Origin of the sequence: Flavonifractor sp., from assembly GCF_019422385.1 — a bacterium.
Taxonomy (GTDB): Bacteria; Bacillota; Clostridia; order Oscillospirales; family Oscillospiraceae; genus Flavonifractor; species Flavonifractor avistercoris.
The window spans coordinates 1-10980 of the sequence record NZ_JAHZDL010000079.1; the positions used below are offsets into that span (position 1 = coordinate 1).

The window sequence follows — 10980 nt, forward strand, 5'->3', positions numbered from 1 at the left end:
CCAGCTCCCTGTAGATCTCCTGGATGGCGGCGTCCATCTTCTCCTTGGGGGTGACGTAGTGGGTGGCGGGCCAGATGGGGATGGTGTCCAGCCGGCGGATGGTGCTGCCGGTGACCACGTTGATCTCGCTGATGCGGTCGATCTCGTCCCCGAAGAACTCCACCCGGATGGCGTGATCCTTCCAGTAGGCGGGGAAGATCTCCACCGTGTCCCCCCGCACCCGGAACATATTGCGCTCAAAGGCGATGTCGTTGCGCTCGTAGCGGATGGCCACCAGCTTTTTCAGCAGCTCGTCCCGCTCCATGGTGCTCCCCACCCGCAGGGAGACCATCATCTTGGCAAAGTCCTCCGGCTCGCCCAGGCCGTAGATGCAGGACACGGAGGACACCACGATCACGTCCCGCCGCTCCATCAGGGAGGCGGTGGCCGCCAGCCGCAGCCGGTCGATCTCCTCGTTCACCGCCGAGTCCTTCTCAATAAAGGTATCGGTGTGGGGGATATAGGCCTCGGGCTGGTAGTAGTCGTAGTAGGAGACGAAGTACTCCACCGCGTTGTGGGGGAAGAACTCCTTGAACTCGGCGCACAGCTGGGCGGCCAGGGTCTTGTTGTGGGCCAGCACCAGGGTGGGCCGCTGGACGGCCTCGATCACCTTGGCCATGGTGAAGGTCTTGCCCGAGCCGGTGACCCCCAGCAGGGTCTGCTCGTCCAGGCCGTTCTCCACCCCCGCCGCCAGGGCGGCGATGGCCGACCGCTGGTCGCCGGCCGGCTGATATTCGCTGACCACTTCAAATTTGGGCATACGCTCACCTCGCAAGATGATAATACCAAAACAAATGTTCGATTGCAAGAGCATTTTCTATAGGCGGGGGCTTGCCCCCGCCCCTCACGGCCGGTAAAACCCGCTGTCCCGGAGGGACACCATGTCGTCATCCACGAAGATCAAGTGGTCCACCAGCTCCACCCCCATGCGCGCCAGGAAGGGGGCCAGGCTTTCCGTTGTGGCGATGTCGTCCTCGGAGGGGAAGGCGATGCCGGAGACGTGGTTGTGGGCCAGCACCACCGCCGCGGCGTTGAGGGAGAGGGCGGCCTCGGCGATGAGCCGGGTGGTGATGGACACGGCGTTGACGTTGCCCTCCCCCAGCTTTCGGATGCCCAGCACCTTGCCCTTGCCGTCCAGGCACAGCAGGCAGAGCTGCTCGTTCCGCGCCCCGAAGAAGTAGGGCCGCAGCAGGGCGTAGTAGTCCCGGCTGTTCCGGGCGATGTCGTCCACCCGGGTGCGGGCGGTGAGGTAGCGTCCGGTCAGCTCCTTGGCGGCCTTGAGGAGTACCGCCCCGTGCTCCCCCATGCCACTGACCTTGCACAGCTCCTCGGGCGCGGCGTCCAGCACCCCGGCCAGGGAGCCGAAGCGGTCGATGAGCTCATGGGCCAGGGGGTTGGTGTCGCTGCGAGGGTTGGCGTAGAACAGCAGCAGCTCCAGCAGCTTGTGGTCCGGGAAGGAGTCCGGCCGGGCCAGAAATTCAGTTTTCAGACGCTGGCGGTGGCCGTCGTGGGTGCCCATGGCCGGGCCTCCTTTCTCAGCGGACAATGGAATGGGAGCATCAGAAGAAGATGAAGAAGGTAAACACGATAACACCGAAGCCAACGCACGAGAGGACGGTATGAAAAATTCGCTTGCTCTCATCCTCGGTCCGGATGGCGGTGATCAGGGTATAGGGAAATACAAAGCCAAAAACAATCGTTATCAGTGAAAAGAGACCTTCCACGAAAGGCTCACACTCCTTTCCATTCGTTTCAGCCGGACGGGGAAATCAGTTCCCCGTCCCGTATTGCTCCAGATAGGCCTCCATCCAACGCGCGGCGCGCTCTCCGAGGGGGACGGAGGGATTTATTTTTTTGCTCCGTACTGCTCCAGATAGGCCTCCATCTTGCCCTTCATCTCGTCGTCGATGTAGACCTTGCCGTCGATCTCCCGGTTGTGGAGGAAGGAGATGATCTCCCGGACGGTGACGATGGGGTAGACGGCGATGCCGTAGTCCTCCCGCAGCTCGTCCAGGGTGGAGCACTCCCGGGTGCCCCGCTCCATCCGGTCCACGGAGACGATAAGGGCCTTCATGTTGACCTTGGCCACGTGCTGGAAGAGGGCGATGGTCTCCCGCACGGCGGTGCCGGCGGTGACCACGTCCTCCACGATCACCACGCTGTCCCCATCCTGGGGCTTGTAGCCCACCATGGTGCCCCCCTCGCCGTGGTCCTTGGCCTCCTTGCGGTTGAAGCAGTAGGGCAGGTCCCGGTCGTAATTGCGGTACAGGGAGGCGGCGGCGGACACCGCCAGGGGGATGCCCTTGTAGGCGGGGCCGAACAGGCAGTCCACCCCGTCAGGCAGGTGGTGCTGGATGCAGGCGGCGTAGTAGTCGCCCAGCTTGGCGGCCTGGGCGCCGGTTTTGTAGTTGCCGGTGTTGATGAAGTAGGGGGTCTTGCGGCCGGACTTGGTGGTGAAGTCGCCGAAGGTGAGCACGCCGGCGCGCACCATGAAGGTGATGAATTCCTCCTGATAGGTCATGATCTGAAACCTCGCTTCCTTCAAAATGTCGAATCGTATTATTATACCACGCCAGGGCACGGGGGACAAGGCCAAAGCCGGAGAGAAAAAATCCATTTTTCATCAAAATGGAATACCCTTCTTTTCTGGGATGTGATACAATGTCAGCAATGCTCCGCAGCGCGGGATCTCCCGCGGAGCGGCGGCTGAAAGGAGCCTTCAAATTGGAACTGTTTGAGTGGCTGACCTCCACCACGTGGGGGGAGAGCCTGATGACCCTGCTGGTGTCCATGGTGCCGGTGATCGAGCTGCGGGGCGGCGTCCCCTTCGGCACCGCCCTGGGCCTGGCCCCCCTTCACGCCCTGGTGGTGTGCATCATCGGCAATATGATCCCCATCCCCTTTATCATTGTCTATATCCGCCGCATCTTTCAGTGGATGCGCCGCAAGTCCCCCAAGCTGAACAGTCTGGTGGACCGGCTGGAGGCCAAGGCCCACCTGAAGGGCAAAAAGGTGACCCGCTACAAGTATATCGGCCTGTGGCTCTTCGTGGCTATCCCCCTGCCGGGCACGGGGGCGTGGACGGGCGCGCTGATCGCCGCCCTGCTGGACATGCCTCTGCGCAAGGCGGTGCCCTCCATCTTCCTGGGGGTGGTGACCGCCGGGCTGATCATGACCCTGGCCACCGGTACGGTGGTGGCCATTTTCGCCCCCTGAGGGGCCGTTTCCCACCGCCGGGCATAGAATGGCCCGGAGGTGAGCGGAATTGAACGCGATCTGGCAAGTGCTCCTGGCCCTGCTGGCCGTGGTGGGCCTGCTGGCCCTGGGGTGGCTGCTCTTTGGAAAGCTGGTGACCCCGGTGGGGGGCGGCGGGGGCGGCCCGGTGTACGCCGTGGTGCCCGCCGCCGGAGACGGGGAACACCTGGAGCAGGATGTGAAGGGCCTGCTGTGGCTCCGGGGCGGGGAGCTGGCCCGCTTTACCATTGTCATCGCCGACAGCGGCCTCAACGACACCGGCCGCCGGGTGGCCGCCGCCCTGCTCACCGGGAGCCGGGGGATGGTGCTCTGTCCCATGGAACAGCTGGAGACCTACCTGAGAACCTGAAAAAAGTCCGCCTCGGGCGGACTTTTTTCAGGCTCGGATTCGACAAACGGCGCAGAAGATGGTAAGATAGAGAGAATGAGACGGGAGGGAGAGCGGCCATGCAGGAGGCGGAGCGGAGCTTGATCGAGGGCACCGTGGAGAGCGTGATCTACCAGAACCAGGAGAACGGCTACACGGTGCTGCGGCTGGACGGCGGGGAGGGGCAGACCCTGACGGTGGTGGGCTGCATGCCCGGCGTGGCCCCCGGCGAGGGCATCGCGGTGGAGGGCACCTGGACTCGCCACGCCTCCTACGGGGAGCAGTTCAAGGCCGAGGCGGTGGAGCGCCGCACCCCGGCGGGCACCAAGGCCATCTTCGACTATCTCTCCTCCGGCGCGGTGAAGGGCATCGGCGCCGCCACCGCCAGGCGCATGGTGGAGGAGTTCGGGGAGGAGACCCTGACAGTGCTGGAGGAGCACCCGGAGCGGCTCACCCAGATCAAGGGGATCACCCGCAAGAAGGCCCTGGCCATGGGGGAGAACTTCCGCCTCCAGATGGGCATGCGCCGCCTGCTGGAGTTTTTGGGGGAGCATGAGGTGCCCCTCCAGCTGGCCATGCCCTTGTACCGCAAGTACGGCGACCGGGCCCTGGAGATCATCCGGGGCAACCCCTACCTGCTGGTGGACGGGGAGCTGGGGGTGGAGTTCTCCACCGCCGACAAGCTGGCCCTGTCCATGGGCATGGAGGGGGACGACCCCCAGCGCATCGAGGCCGGGCTGCTCTTCGAGCTGGCCCACAACCTGGACAACGGCCACACCTTTCTGCCCCGGCGCAAGCTGCTTCCGGCCACGGCCCAGCTCATCGAGCTGGAGGGGGAGACGGAGGCCCTGGAGGACGCCCTGGAGGCCCTGCTGGAGCGGGGCGAGGTGATCCAGGAGACGGTGGCCAATGAGGAGGCGGTGTACCTCCACGACCTCTGCGAGGCGGAGCAGTACGTGGCCTTCCGCCTGGCCGAGATGGCCCGGGGGGAGCAGGTGCCCCCCCACGGGCTGGACGGGCTGATCGACCGCATCCAGGCCGAGCAGGGCATCGTCTACGCCCCCCAGCAGCGCCAGGCGGTGGAGCTGGCCGCCGCCAGCCAGGTGATGCTTCTCACCGGCGGGCCGGGAACCGGCAAGACCACCTCCCTGCGGGGGGTGCTGGCCCTCTTTGAGCAGCTGGGGCTGGAGACCGCCCTGGCCGCCCCCACCGGCCGGGCCGCCAAGCGGCTGGGGGAGCTGTGCGGCATGGAGGCCGCCACCATCCATCGCCTGCTGGAGACCCAGTACGACCCCCACTCCGGCCGCCTGGTGTTCGCCCACGACGAGGACGACCCCCTCCGGGCCGACGCGGTGATCGTGGACGAGACCTCCATGGTGGACATCACCCTCATGTACGGCCTGCTGCGGGCCCTGCGGCCGGAGTGCCGCCTGATCCTGGTGGGCGACCCGGACCAGCTGCCCAGCGTGGGGCCGGGCAACCTGTTTTCCGACCTGATCCGCAGCGGGGTGGTGCCCATGGTGCGGCTCACCGAGATCTTCCGCCAGGCCGCCGAGAGCGCCATCATCCGCAACGCCCACGGGGTCAACCGGGGGGAGCTGCCCGACCTGCGGGACAACAAGCACGACTTCTTCTTCCTCCGCCGCAAGGATCCCGCCCGGGCGGCGGAGACCATCGTGGAGCTGGTGCAGACCCGCCTGCCCCAAAACATGGGCATCCCGCCGGAGCAGATCCAGGTGCTCTCCCCCACCCGCAAGCGGGTGACGGGCACCGCCGCCCTCAACCGGGCCATCCAGGAGGCGGTGAATCCCCCCGCCCCCGACCGGCCGGAGCGCCGCTTCGGGGAGTACGTGTTCCGCCAGGGCGACCGGGTCATGCAGGTGCGCAACAACTACGACGTGATCTGGAAGGACGGCCTCACCACCGGCATGGGGGTGTTCAACGGGGACATCGGCCGGATCGTGGAGGTGGACAACCGCTCCGAGCTGATCACCGTGGACTTTGAGGGCCGCCTGGTGGAGTATACCCCCGACATGCTGGGGGAGCTGGAGCCGGCCTACGCCATCACCGTCCACAAGGCCCAGGGCAGCGAGTACCGGGCGGTGATCCTGTCGGTCAGCGACGGGGCCCCCGTGCTCCTCACCCGCGGGGTGCTCTACACCGCCATCACCCGCGCCCGGGAGCTTTTGATCCTGGTGGGCGACGAGGAGGTAGTGGCCCGCATGACCGCCAACGACCGCCAGCAGCGCCGCTACTCCGGCCTGCGCTGGCGGCTGGTGCAGATCGCCAACTCGTAGGGGCGACCTGTGGTCGCCCGTTGTCTGCTGGGAGCCCCCCGGGGGCGCGCCTGCGCGGCGGCGGCCTACCCGGCCGGGGCCCCGCTTTTGGTGTCAAAAGCGGGGGAAAACCAGCAGGAGAGGGGGATTTCGATTCCACGGGTTAAGGTGGCTTCGCCTGGATTTCTTTTGGGCTAAAACGTGCCACCGGCACGTTTCTTAACGCCCAAACTCCCCTGCACCCCTCCTTAAAACGACCAAGAAGGGGGAATTGCGATCCCCCCTTCTTGGAACTTCCCCCGAGCTGTTCTACAGACAGCTTTCCGGCCGAGGGGGCTTACGCTGTAACGCCCCCTCGGCTCGGGGCGGGCGACCACAGGTCGCCCCTACGTAGGGCGCGGCATCCTTGACGCGCTGTTTCCAAGCCACCATAAACACCACGGTATTTCAGCGGCATGGCACCGGCGGCGGCCCGGCGGGCCAAGTTGGTACAGCGCAGCAACTTTCAGGGCTTGCAAGGTAATCCCGATGCGTGCCGCCCGAGGCGCGGCAGCGCCTGCAACAAAATCGCCAGGAAAACGGGCGGCAATGCACGCCCGGTCTCTGCCCTGTCCGTACAGCCCACCGCCGCCATGAACCCCCGTACTGGGGGGCCCAGGGTGGGCGAAGCCCCCCGGCCCTTCTTTTCCCCTATTTCTTCGGGAAGAAATAGGGGCGCCCGCCGCGCAGGCGCGCCCCGCGGGGGGGGGGTACCCCGGCGCGAGAACGAGGAACCCCTCATCCGTCATTTGCTCCGCAAATGCCACCTTCCCCCCAAAGGGGGGAAGGCTTCGGGCGGATGATATCCGCCCCTACAGAGCATGGTAGCTGCCAGCCAGCCTCAGATTATCAAAGGGGGTGAGAATATTTTTTGCCGTAAAAATGCACTAAAAATAAACTAAAATTAAAACACACGGGATATGCTTTGCTTACCGACAAGCAGGGGGCAGAGCATATGGAAAAGACGAATCATCTCAGCATCCGTACAGACAAGGAGCTCCACGACAAGTTTAAGTATGTAGCGGCGTATGAGGGACGCTCCATGAGCGGGCAGATTCTATACTTGATCCAGAGCTGCATCCGCGAGTTTGAAAAGGAGCACGGCCCCATACAGCTTGAGGAAGAGCCATGAGCGGGCCGGTGAGCTGGCTGCTGGATCTGCTCTTCCCGCCCAAGTGCGTATTCTGCGGGAAGGTGCTCTCCGGCGGTGAGCGGGGCTTCTGCGCCCGCTGTCAGAAGGAGCTGCCCTGGCTGACGGGGGAGGCGGCGGAGCAGACGGGGGAATTTTTCTCCCTGTGCGCCTCGCCGCTGGCCTACCGGGATCAGGTGAGGGACTCCATCCGCCGCTATAAGTTCAAGGGGCGGCAGGGCTACCACAAGACCTACGGCCGCCTGGTGGCCCAGTGCGTCCATGACCACCTGGCGGGGCGCTATGACCTCATCACCTGGGTGCCCCTGTCGGACAAGCGGAAGAAGGAGCGGGGGTATGACCAGGCCTTCCTGCTCTCCAGCGCCGCGGCGCTGGAGCTGGACGACGTGGCGGTGGAGACCCTGCGCAAGGGCCGCAACACCCAGGCCCAGTCCGGCCTGGACGACGACGCGGCCCGCCGGGCCAACGTGCTGGGGGCCTATACCATCGTGGATCCTGAGCTGGTGGAGGGGAAGCGGGTGCTTCTCATTGACGACGTGATCACCACCGGCTCCACCATCTCCGAATGTGCCCGCGTGCTGCGCTCCGCCGGGGCCGCCGACGTGGTGTGCGCCACCTTGGCCCGGGCGCGGGGAGAAAAGACATAAAATTTGTGAAAAATGGCGTGGAAAATGCCGTTGAAATAGGTCTGATACTTAGGTATAATATAGGGGATTATTCATGAGATTTTGGGACAAAATAAAGCGAAAGCTATCAAGACTTCGAGGTGCGGGTATGTTCAGTAAAGACATTGGAATCGACCTGGGTACGGCTTCGATCCTGGTTTACGTAAAAGGCAAGGGCGTGGTGCTGCGGGAGCCCTCCGTGGTGGCCATCGACAAGAATACGGGCAAGCTGCTGAAGGTGGGCACCGAGGCCCAGCAGATGCTGGGGCGCACCCCCGGCAACATCGTGGCCATCCGTCCCCTGCGGGAGGGCGTGATCTCCGACTACGACATGACCGAGCGGATGCTCAAGGAGTTCATCCGCAAGGTGACCTCCTTCCGCCTCTTCAAGCCCCGCATCGTCATCTGCGTCCCCTCCGGCATCACCGAGGTGGAGGAGCGCGCCGTCATCGACGCGGGCATCCAGGCCGGCGCCCGGCGGGTGTACCTGATTGAGGAGCCCGTGGCCGCCGCCATCGGCGCGGGCATCGACATCGCCAAGCCCGACGGCCACATGATCGTGGACATCGGCGGCGGCACCACCGACATCGCGGTTATCTCCCTGTCCGGCATCGTGGAGTCCACCTCCATCAAGATCGCCGGCGACCAGTTCGACGAGGCCATCGTGAAGTACATACGGCGCAAGCACAATGTACTCATCGGTGAGCGTACCGCGGAAGAGCTGAAGATGCAGATCGGCTGCGTGTTCCCCCGGCCGGAGGAGCAGACCGTGGAGATCAAGGGCCGCTGCCTGATGACTGGCCTGCCCCGGGTGTTCTCCGTGTCCTCCAGCGAGATGATCGAGGCCTTCGAGGAGGTCTCCACCCGCATCCTGGAGGCCATCCACGGCGTGCTGGAGCGCACGCCCCCGGAGCTGGTGGCCGACATCTCCACCAACGGCATCTGCATGACCGGCGGCGGCTCCCTGGTCTGGGGCTTTGACAAGCTCATCGAGTCCCACACCGGCATCGAGACCCACGTGGCTGACGACGCCATCTCCTGCGTGGCCTACGGCACCGGCAAGAGCCTGGACGACGTGGACTCCATGCAGGACGGCACCATCAACCTGTCCCGCCGCAAGCAGATGAACTGAGTGATCATACAGATGTAAAAGAAAAATCCAAGGCGTGAAAACGCCTTGGATTTTTCAGGTTGTCGATAATCCCTCCAGCCAAAGGATTCGGAGGGAGGGATAGTGTGAAAGGGAACCGTCAGGGTTCCCTTTCGCGTTGGATCAAACAACTTTTTGAAACTTTTTTGAAGTTTCAAAAAGTTCGGCAGCCTGTCGAAAAGACTTTTTCGACAGGCTGAAATCCAAGGCGTGAAAACGCCTTGGATTTTTTTGCGGCTTTATGCGCCGCGACATTTCCGGGTCAAGGGCCGCCCCATAAATTTGGGGTTGACCCACAGGATGTACAGCAGGGCAACCGCAAGCAGCAGAGCGGTGCCGGCCCCGTACAGAGCGTAATGGTGGGCGGACAGGGCGATTCCGGCCTGGAGCAGGCAGTAGACGAGTTCTATCCTGATGTTCTTCCGGCGCTGTGAGGGATCCGGCTCATACCGCAGATTGAGGCACATCCAGAGTGAGCAGGCCAGCAGGGGAACAAGGCGAACCGTCCACACGAGACTGTCAGCGGCCGGCTGCCCCATGTCTGGAAAGGGCTGCATGGCCACATTCAGGAAGGAGACCTGAGCGATAATCGCAATCAAAGTCAGGTTGGTGCGCAGGATCTGATTCGTTTTCCTGATGCCGGGCAGATCCTGGTCACTCTGATAGTCGTCGTGGAGAAGGTAGTCCGTTGTCACATGGAATAGCAGACTCAGCTGGAGAATGTTGTTGGCGTCCGGCTTTGCCGAACCCGTCTCCCAGCGGGAGACAGCCTGCCTGGAGACGCCAAGCCGCTCGGCCAGTTCCTCCTGGGAGATTCCCCTGGATTTCCTCAGTCCGGCAATTTTATCAGGCAGCTTCATGTGCAGCCCTCCTTTATTATGGTGGCTCCATTCTGCCTGAAATCACGGGAAAAAGCCACCACACCGGCTTTCCATCTCCGCAACAAGAGGTTCCATCGTGGTGCCGGGCCCGGAAAGGGCGGGGATTCGGGTGTGTACGGCTCAGCTCTCCCGCACCAGGGATTCGCCCACGGTGAAGATGTCGCCGGCCCCCACGGTGAGGATCAGATCCCCGGGCCGGGCCAGCTCCTTGAGGCGCGCCGTCACCTCGGGCAGGGTGGCGCAGTACTCGCTGCCGGGGATCTGCTCCGCCAGATCCCTGGAGGAGATGCCGATGTCGTTGACCTCCCGGGCGGCGAAGATCTCCGCCAGGATGGTGACGTCCGGCTCCTTCAGCACCCGCACAAAGTCGTCGAACAGGGCCTTGGTGCGGGTGTAGGTGTGGGGCTGGAAGGCGCAGATGATCCGCTCATACCCCAGGGTGCGGGCGGCGGACAGCAGGGCCTGGAGCTCGCCGGGGTGGTGGGCGTAGTCGTCGTACACCTCGGCCCCGTGGTAGGTGCCCTTGTGCTCGAACCGGCGGCCGGCGCCCCGGAAGGCGGCCAGGCCGTCGCGCACCGCCTCGGGGGACACCGCCAGGGCGATGGCGGCCGCGGCGGCGGCCAGGGCGTTTTTCACGTTGTGCTCGCCGGGCACCCGCAGGGTGACGTGGGTGAACAGCTCCCCCCGGTAGATCACGTCGAAGGAGGGCAGGCCCTTCTCCCAGGTTAGGCTGGCGGCCTGGACGTCGCCCTGCTCCAGGCCGAAGGTGAGGATGGGCCGGGCCTCCCCCTCCAAAGTGTGCATGGTGTTGGCGTCGTCGGCGTTGGCCACGATCAGGCCGTTCTCCGGCACCCGGTCGGCGAAGGCCCGGAAGGAGTGCTCCACGTCCTCCAGATCCTTGAAGAAGTCCAGGTGGTCGGCCTCGATGTTGAGGATCACCGCCACGGTGGGGAAGAAGGACAGGAAGGAGTTGCAGTACTCGCAGCTCTCCAGGATGATGGTGTCCCCGTGGCCCACCCGGTAGCCGGAACCCAGCAGGGGCAGGGTGCCGCCGATCATGACGGTGGGATCCATCTGGGCGGCCATGATGATGTGGGTGCACATGGAGGTGGTGGTGGTCTTGCCGTGGGTGCCCGAGATGCACAGGGCGTTCTTGTA

At 64.3% G+C, this 10980-nt stretch carries 12 protein-coding genes; 7 read left to right on the top strand and 5 right to left on the bottom strand.

The features are described from left to right. Both QZ378_RS10190 and radC read right to left on the bottom strand, forming a co-directional pair. The coding region (locus QZ378_RS10190; RefSeq protein ID WP_291258185.1) for a DEAD/DEAH box helicase family protein at positions 1-799 on the bottom strand (799 nt) is incomplete at its 3' end. Positions 800-883: 84 nt separating this feature from the next. After that, the gene (gene radC / locus QZ378_RS10195; RefSeq protein ID WP_291258186.1) at positions 884-1558 is read right to left on the bottom strand and encodes a RadC family protein; all 675 of its coding nucleotides are present in this window, start codon (positions 1556-1558) and stop codon (positions 884-886) included. Positions 1559-1589: 31 nt separating this feature from the next. On the opposite strand from radC, the gene QZ378_RS10200 reads away from it, so the two are divergent. Next, positions 1590-1748 (top strand): hypothetical protein, encoded by a 159-nt coding sequence (locus QZ378_RS10200; protein WP_191529293.1) that lies wholly within the window; start codon positions 1590-1592, stop codon positions 1746-1748. 137 nt (positions 1749-1885) lie between these two features. Here the strand turns inward: QZ378_RS10200 and pyrE are convergent, their stop codons facing one another. Next, the gene (gene pyrE / locus QZ378_RS10205) at positions 1886-2560 is read right to left on the bottom strand and encodes an orotate phosphoribosyltransferase (protein WP_191529292.1); all 675 of its coding nucleotides are present in this window, start codon (positions 2558-2560) and stop codon (positions 1886-1888) included. A 203-nt stretch (positions 2561-2763) separates the two neighbouring features. On the opposite strand from pyrE, the gene QZ378_RS10210 reads away from it, so the two are divergent. The 6 genes from QZ378_RS10210 to mreB all read left to right on the top strand — a co-directional run bounded on the left by QZ378_RS10210 (position 2764) and on the right by mreB (position 8923). Further along, on the top strand, positions 2764-3255 hold the full coding sequence (locus QZ378_RS10210; RefSeq protein ID WP_291258187.1) for a small multi-drug export protein: 492 nt from the start codon (positions 2764-2766) through the stop codon (positions 3253-3255). Positions 3256-3304: 49 nt separating this feature from the next. Beyond that, on the top strand, positions 3305-3643 hold the full coding sequence (locus QZ378_RS10215; protein ID WP_087236687.1) for a hypothetical protein: 339 nt from the start codon (positions 3305-3307) through the stop codon (positions 3641-3643). Positions 3644-3741: 98 nt separating this feature from the next. After that, positions 3742-5958, top strand: coding sequence for an ATP-dependent RecD-like DNA helicase (locus tag QZ378_RS10220; protein WP_291258188.1), 2217 nt, complete (start codon positions 3742-3744; stop codon positions 5956-5958). A gap of 973 nt (positions 5959-6931) precedes the next feature. Then, positions 6932-7108 (top strand): hypothetical protein, encoded by a 177-nt coding sequence (locus tag QZ378_RS10225; RefSeq protein WP_191379670.1) that lies wholly within the window; start codon positions 6932-6934, stop codon positions 7106-7108. After that, positions 7105-7773 (top strand): ComF family protein, encoded by a 669-nt coding sequence (locus QZ378_RS10230; protein WP_087236689.1) that lies wholly within the window; start codon positions 7105-7107, stop codon positions 7771-7773. The genes QZ378_RS10225 and QZ378_RS10230 overlap by 4 nt, the downstream gene beginning before the upstream one ends. 127 nt (positions 7774-7900) lie before the next feature. After that, positions 7901-8923: a rod shape-determining protein gene (mreB, locus tag QZ378_RS10235; RefSeq protein ID WP_007494905.1), complete on the top strand. Its 1023-nt coding sequence runs from the start codon at positions 7901-7903 to the stop codon at positions 8921-8923. Between the two features lie 257 nt (positions 8924-9180). On the opposite strand, the gene QZ378_RS10240 is transcribed toward mreB, so the two are convergent. Then, on the bottom strand, positions 9181-9801 hold the full coding sequence (locus QZ378_RS10240; RefSeq protein WP_291258189.1) for a helix-turn-helix transcriptional regulator: 621 nt from the start codon (positions 9799-9801) through the stop codon (positions 9181-9183). 141 nt (positions 9802-9942) lie between these two features. After that, positions 9943-10980, bottom strand: a 1038-nt coding sequence (locus tag QZ378_RS10245; RefSeq protein ID WP_291258190.1) for a Mur ligase family protein, incomplete at its 5' end; no start/stop codon positions are given.